This is a genomic window from Nonomuraea sp. NPDC049637 (assembly GCF_040675235.1).
Taxonomy (GTDB): domain Bacteria; phylum Actinomycetota; class Actinomycetes; order Streptosporangiales; family Streptosporangiaceae; genus Nonomuraea.
Genome location: NZ_JBFAOM010000008.1, coordinates 1 through 16,706, shown reverse-complemented (window position 1 = coordinate 16,706; position 16,706 = coordinate 1). Strand labels below are relative to the sequence as shown.

General features: G+C 67.9%; 13 protein-coding genes, 2 tRNA genes, 1 rRNA gene, 2 pseudogenes and 1 riboswitch. Of the genes and pseudogenes, 11 read left to right on the top strand and 7 right to left on the bottom strand.

From position 1 onward, the window contains the following. Positions 1–139: riboswitch (cyclic di-AMP (ydaO/yuaA leader) on the bottom strand. A gap of 68 nt (positions 140–207) precedes the next feature. The 3 genes and pseudogenes from galT to AB0J71_RS13425 all read right to left on the bottom strand — a co-directional run. Then, complete coding sequence (gene galT / locus AB0J71_RS13435; RefSeq protein ID WP_364414245.1) at positions 208–1,278, bottom strand: galactose-1-phosphate uridylyltransferase; 1,071 nt, start codon at positions 1,276–1,278, stop codon at positions 208–210. Continuing rightward, complete coding sequence (locus AB0J71_RS13430) at positions 1,275–2,054, bottom strand: DeoR/GlpR family DNA-binding transcription regulator (RefSeq protein WP_352323613.1); 780 nt, start codon at positions 2,052–2,054, stop codon at positions 1,275–1,277. Before AB0J71_RS13430 ends, galT begins: the two co-directional genes overlap by 4 nt. A 254-nt stretch (positions 2,055–2,308) precedes the next feature. Next, positions 2,309–3,625, bottom strand: a pseudogene (locus AB0J71_RS13425) (TrpB-like pyridoxal phosphate-dependent enzyme); the annotation flags it as partial. Between the two features lie 89 nt (positions 3,626–3,714). Here AB0J71_RS13425 and AB0J71_RS13420 point away from each other — a divergent pair. Continuing rightward, complete coding sequence (locus AB0J71_RS13420; protein WP_364414243.1) at positions 3,715–4,353, top strand: HAD family phosphatase; 639 nt, start codon at positions 3,715–3,717, stop codon at positions 4,351–4,353. Here the strand turns inward: AB0J71_RS13420 and AB0J71_RS13415 are convergent. Beyond that, a complete protein-coding gene (locus tag AB0J71_RS13415; protein WP_364414241.1) occupies positions 4,307–4,936 on the bottom strand; it encodes a uridine kinase in 630 nt (209 codons plus the stop codon). The two genes, AB0J71_RS13420 and AB0J71_RS13415, sit on opposite strands and share 47 nt — an antisense overlap. A gap of 204 nt (positions 4,937–5,140) precedes the next feature. Then, a tRNA-Gly gene (locus AB0J71_RS13410) sits at positions 5,141–5,214 on the bottom strand. An 89-nt stretch (positions 5,215–5,303) separates the two neighbouring features. Here AB0J71_RS13410 and AB0J71_RS13405 point away from each other — a divergent pair. Both AB0J71_RS13405 and AB0J71_RS13400 read left to right on the top strand, forming a co-directional pair. Then, positions 5,304–5,380 (top strand) — tRNA-Pro (locus AB0J71_RS13405). 172 nt (positions 5,381–5,552) lie between these two features. After that, positions 5,553–5,672: pseudogene (locus tag AB0J71_RS13400) on the top strand (GntR family transcriptional regulator); the annotation flags it as partial. A 21-nt stretch (positions 5,673–5,693) separates the two neighbouring features. Here AB0J71_RS13400 and AB0J71_RS13395 read toward each other — a convergent pair. Then, positions 5,694–6,194: a DUF4231 domain-containing protein gene (locus AB0J71_RS13395; protein ID WP_364414239.1), complete on the bottom strand. Its 501-nt coding sequence runs from the start codon at positions 6,192–6,194 to the stop codon at positions 5,694–5,696. 229 nt (positions 6,195–6,423) lie between these two features. Here AB0J71_RS13395 and AB0J71_RS13390 point away from each other — a divergent pair, with 229 nt between their 5' ends. Next, the gene (locus AB0J71_RS13390; protein ID WP_352323609.1) at positions 6,424–6,924 is read left to right on the top strand and encodes a DinB family protein; all 501 of its coding nucleotides are present in this window, start codon (positions 6,424–6,426) and stop codon (positions 6,922–6,924) included. 175 nt (positions 6,925–7,099) lie between these two features. On the opposite strand, the gene AB0J71_RS13385 is transcribed toward AB0J71_RS13390, so the two are convergent. After that, a complete protein-coding gene (locus AB0J71_RS13385) occupies positions 7,100–7,591 on the bottom strand; it encodes an ATP-binding protein (protein ID WP_352323608.1) in 492 nt (163 codons plus the stop codon). Positions 7,592–7,823: 232 nt separating this feature from the next. On the opposite strand from AB0J71_RS13385, the gene AB0J71_RS13380 reads away from it, so the two are divergent. The 7 genes from AB0J71_RS13380 to AB0J71_RS13350 form a co-directional block, all read left to right on the top strand. Further along, positions 7,824–8,690, top strand: coding sequence for a helix-turn-helix transcriptional regulator (locus AB0J71_RS13380; protein ID WP_352323607.1), 867 nt, complete (start codon positions 7,824–7,826; stop codon positions 8,688–8,690). 166 nt (positions 8,691–8,856) lie between these two features. Continuing rightward, positions 8,857–10,242 (top strand): trigger factor, encoded by a 1,386-nt coding sequence (gene tig, locus AB0J71_RS13375; protein WP_352323606.1) that lies wholly within the window; start codon positions 8,857–8,859, stop codon positions 10,240–10,242. 473 nt (positions 10,243–10,715) lie between these two features. Then, positions 10,716–11,348 carry an ATP-dependent Clp protease proteolytic subunit gene (locus AB0J71_RS13370; RefSeq protein WP_352323605.1) on the top strand — a complete coding sequence of 211 codons (633 nt, stop codon included), beginning with the start codon at positions 10,716–10,718 and terminating at the stop codon, positions 11,346–11,348. An 11-nt stretch (positions 11,349–11,359) separates the two neighbouring features. After that, on the top strand, positions 11,360–11,983 hold the full coding sequence (locus AB0J71_RS13365) for an ATP-dependent Clp protease proteolytic subunit (protein WP_352323604.1): 624 nt from the start codon (positions 11,360–11,362) through the stop codon (positions 11,981–11,983). 184 nt (positions 11,984–12,167) lie between these two features. Next, positions 12,168–13,451 carry an ATP-dependent Clp protease ATP-binding subunit ClpX gene (gene clpX / locus AB0J71_RS13360; protein WP_185067261.1) on the top strand — a complete coding sequence of 428 codons (1,284 nt, stop codon included), beginning with the start codon at positions 12,168–12,170 and terminating at the stop codon, positions 13,449–13,451. Positions 13,452–13,523: 72 nt separating this feature from the next. Beyond that, on the top strand, positions 13,524–16,088 hold the full coding sequence (locus AB0J71_RS13355) for a valine--tRNA ligase (RefSeq protein WP_352323603.1): 2,565 nt from the start codon (positions 13,524–13,526) through the stop codon (positions 16,086–16,088). A gap of 446 nt (positions 16,089–16,534) precedes the next feature. After that, positions 16,535–16,706 (top strand): 16S ribosomal RNA (locus tag AB0J71_RS13350); the annotation flags it as partial.

Below are 16,706 nucleotides of genomic sequence, written 5' to 3'. Positions count from 1 at the left end.
TGTTCCTCTCCCTCTGCCGGCCGGGTTAGCTGACGGGTTCGGGCACGGGAGCATTCCCTACCACTTGCGCGGATTCACCCCGGATGCGATGGGTCCCCGGCTCCCGGGCAACACGCCCGGGATTAGGCGTACAACGACCGTTATGGCCGGTGTCTAACGGGATATTAGTGGTAGATCACGAGTCATGCGACTTTAATGAGAAACCAATTAGTGATCAATTCGTGATCGCAACATGCGTGCCGCCTCCTCCGGCAGCACGTCGTTGACGAAGGCACCCATGGCCGACTCCGAGCCCGCCAGGTACTTCAGCTTCCCGGGCGCCCGCCTGATGCTGAACAGCTCCAGGTGCAGGTAGGCCAGCTCGCGGCCGTACCGCACCGGCGCCTGGTGCCAGGCGGAGATGTACGGCATCGACACCCCGAACAGCGCGTCGAGCGCCCGCAGCACCGAGGTGTACAGCGGCGCGAACGCGGCCCGCTCCTCCTCCGACAGCGCCGCCAGGTCGGGCACCTGCCGGTGCGGATACACGTGCACCTCGAACGGCCAGCGCGCGGCGGCCGGGACGAACGCCGTCCAGAGCTCGTTGGCGGCCACCACCCGCGTGCCGGCGGCCCGCTCGGCGGCCAGCACGTCGGCGAACAGGTTGCCGCCCGTGTGCCGCGAGGCGGCCCCGAGCTGGAGCTTGGTGCGCGGGGTCACGTAGGGGTAGGCGTAGATCTGCCCGTGCGGGTGGGGGAGCGTGATGCCGATCTCCTCACCCCTGTTCTCGAAGCAGAACACCTGCTCGACGCCCTCGATGCCGGACAGCTCGGCCGTGCGGTCGGCCCACGCCTCCATCACCAGCCTGACCTGGGCGTTGGAGAGCCTGGAGAAGGAGGAGGAGTGGTCGGAGGTGAAGCAGACCACCTCACACCGCCCGACACCCGGCCGCACCTCACTCAGGCCGCCGACATCCCCGTAAGTCCCAAAATTTCCGGAGAAAGAGGGAAAGCGGTTCTCGAACACCACCACGTCATAGTCGTGGGCCGGGATCTCCGACGCCCGCGTGTCGGACGACGGGCACAACGGGCACTCGTCGGCCGGCGGCAGGAACGTGCGCGTCTGCCGATGGCCGGCGATCGCGATCCACTCCTCGGTCAGCGGGTCGTAGCGCAGCTCGGAGGCCACCGGCCGCGGGTCGAGCGGCCGCCGGTCGATCGCGCTCCGGTCGGCGTCGTCGCGCCGGTCGAAGTAGATCAGCTCTCGGCCGTCTGCCAGGTGGGTGATGGTGCGCTTCAAGGCGTGCCCTCCGCGATGATCAGTTCTCCGGCCCGTTCGGCCAGTTCGGTGCGTGCTTCCTCGGGCAGCCCCGCGTCGCTGATGACCACGTCGGCCTCGGTCAGCTCGGCGATCGTGCTGATGCCGACCGTGTTCCACTTGGTGTGGTCGGCGGGGACCACCAGCCGGTGCGCCGCGGCCACCAGCTCCCTGTCGGTCTCGGACTCCAGCAGGTTGGGCGTGGTGAACCCGGCGCGCAGGCTCATGCCGTGCACCCCGAGGAAGAGCGTGTCCACGTGCAGGCGGCGGATGGCCGCCACCGCCACGGGGCCGACGAGCGCGTCGGAGGGGGTGCGCACGCCGCCGGTCAGCACGACCGTGCGGTCGGCGCGCGGGTTGCGGTGGAAGACCTCGGCGACGGGGATCGAATTGGTGATCACGGTCAGCTCGGGCACCGCGACCAGATGGTGGGCCAGCGCCCATATGGTGGTGCCGGCGGAGAGCGCCACGGCGGTGCCCGGCCGGACGAGAGTGGCCGCGTGCCGCGCGATGGCCTCCTTCTCCTGCTGCTGGCGGGCGGACTTGGCGGTGAAGCCCGGCTCCTCGGTCGAGCCAGGGCCGAGGGCCGTCGCGCCACCATGAACCTTCTCCAGCAGCCCGCGCTCGGCCAGCACCTCAAGGTCGCGGCGTATCGTCATGTCGGAGACGCCGAGCTCGCGCACGAGGTCGGCCACCCGGACGCCGCCGCTGCTGCGTACGCGTTCCAGGATCGTCTGCTGACGCTGCTGTGCGAGCACGCCCACCCCTTCCAACAGATTCCACCAAATTATGACACGAGTTTGTTGAGGAATGTTAGGTCACGGCGTATCGCTTGTGCGAGCCGCGGGCAGGGGAGACCTTGAGGGTCACGATCCCGACCGCTGGAGGTGAGCCCATGGCGAAACGTGCACGCAAGGGCAGGGCGCGCAAGAAGAAGAAGGCGAACCACAGGAAGCGCCCGAACGCGAACTGAACACGGGTGGCCGCGCTCTCGCGGCCACCCGTGTCGTCTTCAGCCGGGCAGTTCGGTGAGCGCCTGGTCGAGGCGCTCCTGCGGAAGCGAGTAGTCCTCCAGTTCGCCGGCCAGGTGGCGGTCGTAGGCGGCCAGGTCGAAGTGGCCGTGCCCGCACAGCGCGGTGAGGATCACCTTCTCCTCGCCGCTCTCCTTGCAGCGCAGCGCTTCGGCGATGGTCTCGGCCAGCGCGTGCGTGGGCTCGGGGGCCGGGACGATGCCCTCGGTCCGTGCGAAGCGCACACCCGCCTCGAAACACTCGCTCTGGGTACGGGTCACCGCCTCGAACAGGCCCAGCTCGTACATGTGGGACAGCAGCGGCGCCATGCCGTGATAGCGCAGCCCGCCGGCGTGGATCGGGTCGGGGACGAAGGAGTGCCCGAGGGTGTGCATCTTCAGCAGCGGCGTCAGCCCGGCGGTGTCGCCGAAGTCGTAGGCGTACACGCCGCGGGTGAACGACGGGCAGGCGGCCGGCTCGACGGCCCTGAACCGGGTGCCGATCCGTCCGGCCAGCTTCTCCCGCAGGAAGGGGAAGGCGAGACCGGCGAAGTTGGAGCCGCCGCCGGTGCAGCCGATGACCAGGTCCGGCAGCTCCGGCAGCTGCGCCAGGGCCTCCTCGCCGATCACCGTCTGGTGCATCAGGACGTGGTTCAGCACCGAGCCGAGCGCGTACCGGGCCTCGGGGGTCGCGGCGGCCACCTCGACCGCCTCGCTGATCGCCAGGCCCAGGCTGCCGGGGGAGGCGGGGTCGTCGGCCAGCGCCTTGCTGCCCGCGCCGGTGAGGGGTGAGGGGCTGGGGTTGACGGTGGCGCCGTACACGCGCATGAGCGAGCGCCGGTACGGCTTCTGGTCGTAGGACGCCCGAACCATCCAGATCCGGCATTCGACGTCGAACTGGGCGCAGGCGAACGCCAGGGCCGACCCCCACTGTCCCGCGCCGGTCTCCGTGGTCAGCAGCCGCACGCCTTCCTTGGCGTTGTAGTACGCCTGCGGCACGGCGGTGTTCGCCTTGTGCGACCCGGCCGGTGAGACGCCCTCGTACTTGTAGTAGATGCGGGCCGGCGTGTCGAGGGCCTTCTCCAGCCGGTGCGCCCTGATCAGCGGCGTGGGCCGCCACAGCCGGTAGACGTCGATGACCTCCTTGGGGATGGGCACGTAGCGGTCGCCGCTGACCTCCTGCGCGATGAGCTCCATGGGGAACAGCGGCGCGAGGTCGTCCGGCCCGACAGGACGGCGGGTGCCGGGGTGCAGGGGCGGCGGAGGCGGCACGGGAAGATCGGGAACGATGTTGTACCAGTTGCCAGGGATCACCGTTTCAGTTTGAGCCGCCTCTGTGAGCCGTCAAGGGTATGGACACGGACACGTTCCTTCTTTACCTTGGTTGAAACAGTTCACAGGAGGAGCGTATGAAAATCGATGCGGTCGTGTTCGACATCGGCGGAGTGCTGGAGCTGACGCCGTCCCTGGGCGTGACGGCCAGATGGGAGGAGCGGCTCGGCCTGGCCGCCGGGCACATCGACGCGCAGCTGGAGCCGACCTGGCTGGCCGGGATGGTCGGCGAGATCACGGAGGAGCAGGCCGATGCCGAGGTGGCCAAGGTGCTCGGCGCGCACGCGGGGGCGTTCATGGCCGACGTCTGGACGGAGTACCTCGGCACCCCCAACGCCGAGCTCATGGCGTACCTGGGCGCCCTGCGTCCGCGCTACCGCACGGGCCTGGTGAGCAACAGCTACGTCGGCGCCAGGGAACGCGAGCAGGCCGCGTACGGATACGCCGGCCTGGTGGACCACATCGTCTACTCGCACGAGGCGGGCGTGCGCAAACCGGACCCGCGCATCTACCGGACGGCCTGCGACGCCCTCGGCGCCGACCCCGCCGCCACGGTGTTCCTCGACGACCACGAGCCGTACGTCGAGGGCGCCCGCGTGGCCGGCCTGCACGCCGTGCGCTTCACCTCGAACGCCCAGGCCGTCGCCGAGCTGGACGCGCTGCTCGGGCTCAGCCGTCCGTCAGCACCGCCGGCCGGTCCGGATGATCGGCCCTGACCACCACGTCGGCGGCCCGCTGCGGGCGGGCCTCGCGTTCGTACCGCTCGTAGGCCGGCAGTCGCCACCGCTCGTCCGGCGGCGTGCGCCGCGCCAGCGCCCCCGCCGACAGCCACACGTGCACGCTCACCTCGAACGGCAGCCCCCGCCCCAGCAGCAGCGTCCCGTCCACGAGCACCACCCCGCCCGGCGCCAGCTCCCGGTACGGCAGCCGGTACGCGCGATCGATCCCGCTGTCCCACAACGCCGGCAGCACCCGCCCCGAGCCGCCCGGCTCCAAGGGTTCGAGCACCTCGCGCAGCAGGCCCTTGACGTCGAGCCAGTCCTCGTAGAAGACGTCGGGATCGGTCCGGCCGTGTTCCAGCCGCAGCGAGGCCGGCCGCAGGAAATCGCCCGCCGACACCCGCAACACGGGCCGGCCGCGCAACCGCAGCGGCGCCACCAGCTCGTCGGCCAGCGCGCCAGGCCCCGCCGCGGGCGCCCCGTCGACCGCCACCCGCACCCAGGCGTCCCTGGGCCGCGCGGCGACGAGCTCGGCCAGCTCCTCGACGAGCGCCTCCCGCGAGATCGGACGTGCACGCATCGACGCCAGCCTACGCCCCCGAAGATCACAAGCGGCCGGGCTCCCGGCCCCTTGAGGACCGCATCGACCACAGCGGGTCTGTGCCGGACGAAGGCCGACGCGGTGATCCAGGGGAAGCGCGAGTCTCGTCAGCTCGGACGGACAAGATCGCATAACAGTAAGGCCCAGGCTCGGGATCATCTCCCGGACCTGGGCCTTCGTGCCTGGAGCGGACGACGGGAATCGAACCCGCGTAGCTAGTTTGGAAGACTAGGGCTCTACCATTGAGCTACGTCCGCGCGAACCGGTCGAACTCTGGTCTAGACTTCATCCGGTCGTCAGGGCGTAAGCGTACCGGAGTCACGGACCGCATGCGCACCCGGCGAGGCGGGGCGTGGCGCAGCTTGGCAGCGCGCTTGCTTTGGGAGCAAGAAGTCGCAGGTTCAAATCCTGTCGCCCCGACCAGCCAGAAGGCCCCATTCGATCCGGGTGGGGCCTTCTGAGTGACTGAGCCGGAGATCATGTCTCCTCGCCTCTCGCGAAGATGCGGTCCATGGCGATGGCACCGGCCTTGAAAATCGGGCGGATCTGCCTGCGGTAGCCGGCCTCGGCCGAGGCGGAACCGGAAGGCCGCTACGAACCCGGCGAACGACTCCCCGCGGAAGCGGCTCCGGCAGGGCGCTTCAAGGTCAGCCTGCCGACCGTCCGCCAGGCAGCGGGAGTGCTCCGGTCGCAGGGCATCGTGGAGCCCAAGCCATCATCAGGGGCGTGCTGCGGCTCATTGCAGGGATTGGTGGGAGGACTGGCTGGCCAAAGTCATGGTGCTGAGGGTGGACGCGTTCTCGGAGGCGATGGCGTTCTCCACGCGCTCGACCAGCACCTTGAAGGCGGCTTCGTCCTCGAGGCCCTCGAACACACCCGTCCGGGTCTTGTAGTGAAACAGTTCCTGGCCGAGCGCCTGCTCGGTGGACCGATAGTTCTTCCACTGCTCTCTGTAGTGGTACACGCTCTCCAGCGATACCAAGATCACGACCATCAGGCTGATGAGCGTCGTAGCGATCTCGACATAGGGCAGCTTGATGTTCACGAGCACAGGGACAACCGCTGCTCCAACCACAGCCAAGGTTCTGAGGCGGAGGTGGAGAGCCTTGGTCTTGACCGCCTTGCCGTCGTACCAGCCTCTGTACTGCTCCAGGCGCTGCTCAATGTACTCGGCAGGCCCGAGCATCGTGTCTGCCTGAGACGGCCTTGCAGCGGAAGCGGGTACGTCTTCTGCCATGCTCGAAGCTCCTGCCTGCTCAACGATTCGGAGTGGCACGCACTGCACGCGGAGCCCCAGCCGGGACGACCGATGCGGGTGATTTTATGGGTCGCCGAGATCGCCCTGCCACCAGTGAGCTGACCTGCTGTTCGCATCCTGTCGCCCCGACCAGGTCATCGGCCCCCTCCGGCGCGGAGGGGGCTTCTTGGTTCGCGGCCCCGGACGAAGTGCCCATTAAGGTCGAGGCGTGACAGACAACCGTGTGCCCCCACCCCTCACCGGCGACGAACGCACCGTGCTCGGCAACTGGCTCGAATGGCATCGCGGCACGTTGGCCGTCAAATGCGCCGGCCTCACCGACGAGCAGCTGAGGCTCCGCTCCGCCGAGCCGTCCAGCATGTCGCTGCTCGGTCTGGTCCGGCACCTGGCGCACGTGGAGCGCGTCTGGTTCCGCCGCGTGCTGAACGGCGAGGACATCCCCCGCCTGTGGAACAAGGACGTCGACAACGACGCCGACTTCAACGACGTGGACGACGCCTCGGTGGAGGAGGCGTTCGCCACCTGGCAGGACGAGATCGAGCGCGCCCGCGCCATCTCGGCCGCCAAACCCCTCGACGCCGTGGCCGACCGGAACGGCCAGGACTGCACCCACCGCTGGATCCTCGTCCACATGATCGAGGAGTACGCGCGCCACAACGGCCACGCCGACCTGCTGCGCGAGCGCATCGACGGCGCCACAGGCGAGTAGCGGCCAGCCCGAGGGGCCAGAGTGGCGGCCAGGCCGAAGGGTCAGAGTGGCGGCCAGGCCGAAGGGTCAGAGTGGCGGCCAGGCCGAAGGGTCAGAGTGGCGGCCAGGCCGAAGGGTCAGAGTGGCGGCCAGGCCGAAGGGTCAGAGTGGCGGCCAAGCCGAGAGGGGCGAGGGGTCAGCCCTCTTCGGGGCTCTCCTCGGCGCGGAACAACGCCCACACGGCCTTGCCGCCGCGGTCGAGCGGGTCCCAGCCCCAGCACTGGCTGTAGGTCTCGACGATGTAGAGGCCGCGCCCGTTCTCGGAGATGAAGTCCGGCTCCTTGCGGCGCGGCACCTCGTCGCTCGGGTCCGCCACCGCCAGCAGCACGTGCGGCGACACGCGCATCAGCAAGAGCTCGATCTCCCGGCGGCCGGCCGCGTACATGGCGTATCTGACGGCGTTGGTCACCAGCTCGGACACCACGAGCGCGGCGTCGTCGCTCAGCTCGTGCAGGCCCCATCCCCGCAGCGTGGAGCGGGTCACGTCCCTGGCGGTCTTCACCGAGTCGGCCTGGAAGGGCAGGGGGCACGCGGTCGTGTTCGGCTTCCCGCCCTTGAGCAGGTGGTCGAACCCCACCTCACGGGTGATCTGCAGGCAATCGGCAGTGGCCAGAGGATCCTCCACCATGCCGCCGATACCTCCCCGTAGCCCTCGGTTTAGTGCATGTTTGGCCCACAATGCACTAAGCCATCATGGGTCACGAACGCTGCGGCTGCAAGACCCAAATGCACGTGCAGCTGCAATGTGCAACAGCATGCGCCTTTTGGGGCAAATCTCTCCTAATCGGACACGAGGTTGAGACCTTGTCATACCCGGCAATGTGGTGTCACTGTGTGTGCGGACCTTGATAGGAGGCAAAGTGACGCAGAACCAGCCGGGTTCCGGGCCGACGGCGCTGCGCATCCTCCTGGGCTCCCAGCTGCGAAAGCTCAGGGAGGCGAAGAACGTCACCCGCGAGGAGGCGGGGCACCTCATCAGGGGCTCCGAATCCAAGATCAGCCGCATGGAGCTGGGCCGGGTGGGGTTCAAGGAACGTGACGTCGCCGACCTGCTCACCCTGTACGGCGTCGTGGACCCGCAGGCGCGAGCCGCCGTCCTCGACCTGGTGGCCACCGCGAACGAACCCGGCTGGTGGCACCGGTTCAACGACGTCCTGCCCACGTGGTTCCAGGCGTACGTCGGCCTTGAGGAGGCCGCCGCCCGGATCAGGACCTACGAGGTCCAGTTCGTCCCGGGACTGCTCCAGACCAAGGAGTACGCCCGGGCGGTCGTCACCGCCGGAGCGGCGGGCATCGCGGCGGAGGAGATCGCCAGGAGGGTCGACCTCAGGCTCGAACGCCAGCGCATCTTCGACCGGCCGGACGGCCCCGTCTTCTGGGCCGTGATCGACGAGGCGGCGCTGCGCCGGCCCATCGGCGGCGTCGAGGTGATGCGCGCCCAGCTCGAACACCTCATCGACCTCATGCGGCAGCCCAGCATCACCATCCAGATCATGCCGTTCAGCTTCGGCGGCCACAGCGCCGAGGGCGGCGCCTTCAGCATCCTGCGCTTCCCCGACCGCGACCTGCCCGACGTCGTCTACGTCGAGCAACTGGCCAGCGCGCTGTACCTGGACAAGCGTGAGGACGTGGACCGATACACGGAGGTCATGGAGCGACTGTGCGCCGTGAGCACCACTCCTGATGAGACGATCGATCTGCTGCGGACGATCGCCGAGGAGTTCTGACGGCGACGGCGTCGTTGTTCGGTACGCATCTGCCCTAGACTGGCCATCGGCGTTGGATCCCGCCGTGGCGGAGCATGCCCAACGCCGCTCATGTGGGCGCGGCGCGTGAGCCGTACCGAATGGACGCGCCCGCGATCACTCGTAGCTTGATCAAGGAGACCATTCCGTGAAGACCGCTGTCGAGGAGCTCAGCCCGACCCGGGTCAAGCTCACCGTCGAGGTGCCGTTCGAAGAGCTGCGCCCGAGCATGGATGCGGCGTACAAGAAGGTCGCGCAGCAGGTGCGCGTCCCCGGGTTCCGGCCTGGCAAGGTTCCGGCCCGCATCATCGAGCAGCGCTTCGGCCGGGCGGTAGTGCTGGAGGAGACCCTCAACGACGCGGTGCCCAAGCTCTACGGCCAGGCCGTCGACGAGGTCGACGTGTTCCCGGTGAGCCAGCCCGACATCGAGGTCACGAAGATCGACGACGGTGAGCAGATCGAGTTCACCGCCGAGGTCGACATCCGGCCCAGCTTCGAGGTGCCCGACTACCAGGGCGCCGAGGTCACCGTCGACTCCGCCGAGGTCTCCGACGAAGACGTCGACGCCCAGCTCGACTCGCTGCGCCAGCGCTTCGCGACGCTGACCGGCGTCGAGCGCGCGGCCGCCAACGGCGACTTCGTGGTGATGGACCTGCGCGCCGAGATCAACGGCGAGAACATCGAGGAGCAGCAGGCCAGCGAGGTCTCCTACGAGGTCGGCGCCGGTTCGGTGCTCCAGGGCCTCGACGACGCCCTCGCGGGCATGTCCGCGGGCGAGGAGAAGAGCTTCAAGACCGAGCTCGTCGGCGGCGAGAACGCCGGCGAGGAGGCCGACGTGATCATCAACGTCAAGTCGGTCAAGGAGAAGGTCCTGCCCGAGCTCGACGACGAGTTCGCCCAGCTCGCCAGCGAGTTCGACACGCTCGACGAGCTCAAGGCCAGCATTCGCGAGCAGGCCCGCCGCAACAAGCTCATCGACCAGGTCGTCCAGGCCCGCGAGAAGGCCCTCGACGCGCTGCTCGAGAAGATCGACATCCCGCTGCCCGAGAGCGCGCTCAAGGCCGAGGTCGATGCCCGCAAGCACAACCTCGACCACCAGATCGCCGAGAGCGGCCTCAGCCGCGACGCCTTCTTCCGTCTCTACCAGACGACGGAGGAGGAGCGTTTCGCCGAGTTCGACAGCAACGCCGCCAAGGCGCTCAAGGTCGGCTTCGTGCTTGACAAGATCGTCAAGCAGGAGGAGCTGGGCGTCAACGAGCAGGAGCTGACCAACTTCGTGGTGCGCCGCGCCATGGAGATGGGCGTCCAGCCCAACGAGCTGGCCAAGCACCTGGCCGACAACGACCAGCTCACGCTGGCCATGGTCGAGATCGTCCGTGACAAGGCCAAGTCCGTGCTGGGCGACGCCGCCAAGGTCGTCGACAGCGAGGGCAACGAGGTCGACCTCAAGGCCATCTACGCCGAGATCAACGGCGCCCCGGTCGAGGACGAGGCCGACGAGGCCGCCGAGTCCGAGGAGAAGGCCGAAGCCTGATCTTCCCCGAAGTCCCCGGACCCGATGGGTCCGGGGGCTTCGTGTTTTCCGGGCCGCGTCGGCGCGCCGTGCGCGTCCGCGAGCGCGGCCGAGCGCGTGTACGCGCCCAGAAGGCACCTGACGGTCCCGCGGGGCACGAACGGCCCCTCAGGCACGGGGGCCGCCCTCCGACCGCTCGACAGCCCCTCACCGCCACCGTCCGCGCGACCGCTTCCCCGGCCACGGGCGGCATCCACCGGTACGCAATCCCCCAAGCTCCACGAGCCCCACCAGCACGGAACCGACCCCGCCGAAACGCCCACAGAGCCGGACCATGAGCTGGACGTGGAGGAACGGCGTAGGCTGGCAGAAGACCGGCCACCCAGACCTGCGCCGTCAGCGAACAGTACGGGGGACCGGGCATGACCTGTGGGCGTCGCGCGTTAAGGTCACAAGCAAAGCCAATCACTTACGACGCATCGGAAGGTGACGCTGTGACCAGCCCGCCGACCTTCTATCAGCCTGAGTCGCGAGGCCGTGAGAACGGCTCGTCCTTCCGGCTTGAGGACCAGCTTTACCAGCGCCTGCTGCGTGAGCGCATCATCGTGCTCGGTCAGGAGGTCAACGACGAGATCGCCAACCGGATCTGCGCCGAGCTGTTGCTGCTCGCGGCCGACGACCCCGAGCGCGACATCACGCTGTACATCAACTCGCCGGGGGGCTCGGTGAGTGCCGGTATGGCGATTTACGACATGATGGAATATGTGCCTAACGACGTGTCCACGGTGGTGATGGGCATGGCCGCCTCCATGGGGCAGTTCCTGCTCACCGCCGGCGCCCGCGGCAAGCGCTACGGCCTGCCGCACGCCCGCGTCATGATGCACCAGCCGTCCGGCGGCATCGGCGGCACCGCGGCCGACATCGCCATCCAGGCGGAGCAGATGCTCTACGTGAAGAAGACGCTCGCCGAGCGGATCGCCTTCCACACCGGGCAGCCGCTGGACCAGATCGAGTCCGACTCCGACCGCGACCGCTGGTTCACGGCCGAGGAGGCGAAGGACTACGGCTTCATCGATCACGTGGTCCGCAGCGCGCGGCAGGTGCCCTCCGTGGGCCCGGTCTCCTAGGGGGAGCTGACATGAACATCCAGAGCCGTTACGTTCTCCCCTCCTTCGTCGAGCGCACGTCCTACGGCGTGAAGGAGATGAACCCGTACAACAAGCTCTTCGAGGACCGCATCATCTTCCTCGGAGTGCAGATCGACGACGCGTCGGCCAACGACGTGATGGCCCAGCTGCTGACGCTGGAGTCGCTCGACCCCGACCGTGACATCAGCATCTACATCAACTCGCCCGGCGGCTCGTTCACGGCCATGACGGCGATCTACGACACGATGCAGTTCGTCCGGCCGGAGATCCAGACCGTCTGCCTCGGCCAGGCCGCGTCCGCCGCGGCCGTGCTGCTGGCCGGCGGCACCCCGGGCAAGCGCTTCGCGCTGCCCAACGCCCGGGTGCTGATCCACCAGCCCTCCACCGAGGGCGGTGGCCAGGGAAGCGACATCGAGATCCAGGCCCGCGAGATCCTTCGCATGCGATCCCTCCTTGAGGACATCGTGGCGAAGCACACGGGCAAGGCCTCCGCCGACATCCGCAAGGACATCGAACGCGACAAAATTCTCAACGCGGACGAGGCGAAGGCGTATGGTCTGATCGACGACATCATCCCGACCAGGAAGAAACGAGCTCAGGCCGTCGCTTCCTAGTTGAGATGTGACGCACCGGAGCGCTGCCCAATAGGGCACGTTCCGGTGCGACTCGCCGCTAGGGGGCTCACTGAGGGCCCAGAAGACGGTAACGTCGAAACCTGAGCGGTTCGGCCTAGTCCGGAGGATGTCCGGAGACACTGCTCGCGTGAGCAGGGCGGTCCCACGCAAAGGAGTATCTGGGGTGGCACGCATCGGCGACGGGGGAGACCTGCTGAAGTGCTCTTTCTGCGGGAAGAGTCAGAAGCAAGTCAAAAAGCTCATTGCCGGTCCAGGCGTCTACATCTGCGATGAGTGCATCGATCTCTGCAACGAGATCATCGAGGAGGAGCTCTCCGAGTCCTCCGAGCTCAAGTGGGACAACCTGCCCAAGCCGAGGGAAATCTACGAGTTCCTCGACGCCTACGTCATCGGACAGGACAAGGCGAAGAAGGCGCTCTCGGTGGCGGTCTACAACCACTACAAGCGGGTGCAGTCCGGCGACCGGGGTAGAGACGACGGCCTTGAGCTGGCCAAGAGCAACATCTTGTTGCTCGGGCCGACCGGGTCGGGAAAGACTCTCCTCGCACAGACTCTGGCGAAGATGCTCAACGTGCCCTTCGCCATCGCCGACGCGACGGCCCTCACCGAGGCCGGTTACGTCGGCGAGGATGTCGAGAACATCCTGCTCAAGCTCATCCAGGCCGCCGACTACGACGTCAAGAAGGCCGAGACGGGCATCATCTACATCGACGAGGTCGACAAGATCGCCCGCAAGAGCGAGAACCCGTCGATCACCCGCGACGTCTCCGGCGAGGGCGTGCAGCAGGCGCTGCTGAAGATCCTCGAAGGCACGACGGCCTCGGTGCCGCCGCAGGGCGGGCGCAAGCACCCGCACCAGGAGTTCATCCAGATCGACACCACCAACGTGCTGTTCATCTGCGGTGGAGCCTTCGCCGGCCTCGAGAAGATCATCGAGTCGCGCATCGGCAAGAAGGGCATCGGCTTCAACGCCATCATCCGCTCGAAGGAAGAGGTCGACACGGCCGACATCTTCGGCGACGTGATGCCCGAAGACCTGCTGAAGTTCGGCATGATCCCCGAGTTCGTCGGCCGCCTGCCGGTCATCACCTCGGTCCACAACCTCGACCGCGAGGCTCTCATCCAGATCCTCACCGAGCCCCGCAACGCGCTGGTCAAGCAGTACCGCAAGCTGCTGGAGCTCGACGGCGTGGAGCTGGAGTTCACCGACGGCGCCCTGGAGGCCATCGCCGACCAGGCCATCCTGCGCGGCACCGGCGCCCGCGGGTTGCGCGCGATCCTGGAGGAGGTGCTCCAGTCCGTCATGTACGAGGTGCCCTCCCGCCAGGACGTCGCCCGCGTGGTCATCACCCGCGAGTCGGTGCTGGAACACGCGATCCCGACGCTCGTCCCGCGCGACCAGCTCGCCGCCAAGCAGCAGCGCACGCCGCGCGAGAAGTCGGCCTGACCGTCCGCGAAAAACGCCCCCGGGTTCGTCCTGGGGGCGTTTCGCTTGTCCGGCTCCCTAGAATTGGTCCTTGTGACCACGCAAGAGCTGCCCACCCAATACACGCCGGCCGACGTCGAGACCCGTAGCTACGAGCGCTGGGTGTCCGAAGGCTACTTCCACGCCGACCCGGGCAGCTCGCGCGTGCCGTACAGCATCGTCCTCCCGCCGCCCAACGTGACGGGCGTCCTGCACATCGGTCACGCGCTCGACCACTCCATCCAGGACGCGCTGACCCGCCGCGCCCGCATGCAGGGCCGCGAGACGTTGTGGCTGCCCGGCATGGACCACGCCGGCATCGCCACCCAGAACGTCGTTGAGCGCGAGCTGGCCAAGCAGGGCCTGTCCCGCCACGACCTGGGCCGCGAGGCGTTCGTCGAGCGCGTCTGGGAGTGGAAGGAAGAGTCCGGCGGCCGGATCCTCGGCCAGATGCGCAAGCTCGGCGACGGCGTCGACTGGGAGCGCGAGCGCTTCACCATGGACCCGGGGCTGTCGCGGGCCGTCCAGACCATCTTCAAGAAGCTCTTCGACGACGGGCTCATCTACCGCGCCGAGCGCATCATCAACTGGTGCCCGCGCTGCCTCACCGCGCTGTCCGACATCGAGGTCGAGCACAGCGAGGACGAAGGCGAGCTGGTCTCGATCCGCTACTCCGACGAGATCGTCGTGGCCACCACCCGCGCCGAGACCATGCTCGGCGACACGGCCGTGGCCGTCCATCCCTCCGACGAGCGCTACGCCCACCTGGTCGGCACGATGGTCGAGGTGCCGCTGACCGGCCGCATGATCCCCGTGGTCGCCGACGAGCACGTCGACCCCGCCTTCGGCACCGGTGCGGTCAAGGTCACCCCGGCCCACGACCCCAACGACTTCGAGATCGGCCGCCGCCATTCGCTGCCGTCCCTCACCGTCATGGACGAACGCGGCGTCATCACCGCCCACGGTCCCTTCCAGGGGCTCGACCGCTTCGAGGCACGCCCGGCCGTGGTCGCCGCGCTGCGCGCCGAGGGCCGCATCGTCGCCGAGAAGCGCCCCTACCTGCACTCGGTCGGCCACTGCTCGCGCTGCAAGACCGTGGTGGAGCCGCGGCTGTCGCTGCAGTGGTTCGTCAACGTCTCGCCGCTGGCCAAGGCCGCCGGCGACGCCGTGCGCGACGGCCGCACCCGCATCCACCCGCCGGAGCTGGCCAAGCGCTACTTCGACTGGGTCGACGACATGCACGACTGGTGCATCTCCCGTCAGCTGTGGTGGGGCCACCGCATCCCGGTCTGGTACGGCCCGGGCGGCGAGGTCGTCTGCGTCGGCCCCGACGAGGAACCGCCGGCCGGCTACACCCAGGACTCCGACGTCCTCGACACCTGGTTCTCCTCCGGACTGTGGCCGTTCTCCACGCTCGGCTGGCCCGACTCCACCCCGGAGCTGGAGAAGTTCTATCCGACCTCCGTGCTCGTCACCGGCTACGACATCCTGTTCTTCTGGGTGGCCAGGATGATGATGTTCGGTCTCTACGCCATGGACGGCCGTCCGCCGTTCCAGACCGTGGCCCTGCACGGCATGGTCCGCGACCAGTACGGCAAGAAGATGTCGAAGTCGTTCGGCAACGTGGTCGACCCGCTCGACTGGGTCGAGCGCTTCGGCGCCGATGCCACCCGCTTCACGCTGCTGCGCGGCGCCAACCCCGGCGCCGACGTGGCGGTGAGCGAGGAATGGGCGGCCGGCTCGCGCAACTTCTGCAACAAGATCTGGAACGCCACCAGGTTCGCGCTGATGAACGGCGCGGCAGTGGGCTCGCTCGACGGGCTCGACCTCACCGCCGCCGACCGCTGGATCCTGTCCCGCCTGCAGACCGTGGTCAGCGCCGCCGACGCGGCCTTCGACGAGTACGAGTTCGCCAAGGCCTCCGACCTGCTCTACCACTTCGCCTGGGACGAGGTCTGCGACTGGTACCTGGAGCTGGCCAAGATCCAGCTTGGGGAGGGGCTCGAACACACCCGGCTCGTGCTCGGGCATGTGCTCGACGCGCTGCTGCGGCTGATGCATCCGCTGGTGCCGTTCGTCACCGAGGAGTTGTGGCGAGCGGTGACGGGTGGCGAGTCGATCGTCGTGGCCCCCTGGCCCCAGACCGACGCGCGCTACGCGGATCCGGCGGCCGAGGCCGAGATCGACGCCCTGCAGGAGCTCGTCACCGAGGTCCGCAGGTTCCGTTCCGACCAGGGGCTCAAGCCTGGCCAGAAGGTGGCCGCCCGTCTGGGGTTGTCCGGCACGCCGCTGGAGACCCAGGAGAGGGCGATCCGCGCGTTGCTGCGGCTGACCGAGCCGGCGGAGACGTTCAACGCCACAGCGCGCCTCAGCGTGGGCGCGGTGACCGTGGAGATCGACACCGCGGGCGCCATCGACGTCGTCGCCGAGCGCAAGCGCCTGGAGAAGGATCTGGCCGCCGCCCGGAAGGAAGCCGCGCAGGCGGCTGGCAAGCTGGGCAACGAGCAGTTCATGTCCAAGGCGCCCGACGACGTGGTCGCCAAGGTCCGGGGCCGGGCCGAGCAGGCCGCCGCGGACATCGCGCGGCTTGAGGCACAGCTGTCCGGGCTCGGGGTTTAGAGCATACGAACGCGGGGAAGGTCCATTCGTTACCGAAGATGGACCTTCGACGTCCTCAGGGCTGCTAGAGTTTTCAACGCGAGGCCGATCGGCCCCGACACCCCTTCTGATCAACCCCGACTTTCGGGCTCTCTGACCTGGCGGTTGGACAAAGGCCGGAAGTTAGAGTAAGTTAGCAGGGTTGCTCCGAAACGGAGCAGGTCCGGAAGCTCCCGGATCGGGCGGTTTGACAAGAATCGTCCGGATCTGGTAGACTGAAGGAAATGAAATGTGAGCGCCTCTGAGCGAGGATCCGGGAACGGGTTCTGGTGAGGAAGTACGCGTCCGTTTCTTGAGAACTCAACAGTGTGTTCAAAGCCAGTGCATGAAACACATGCATAACCCCGTCCAAATCTTCGGATGGACGGATTCCTTTTTGGTTGGGATTCAACCACTTTTCCAAGCATTGTTTGGAGAGTTTGATCCTGGCTCAGGACGAACGCTGGCGGCGTGCTTAACACATGCAAGTCGAGCGGAAAGGCCCTTCGGGGTACTCGAGCGGCGAACGGGTGAGTAACACGTGAGCAACCTGCCCCTGACTCTGGGATAAGCCCGGGAAACTGGGTCTAATACCGGATA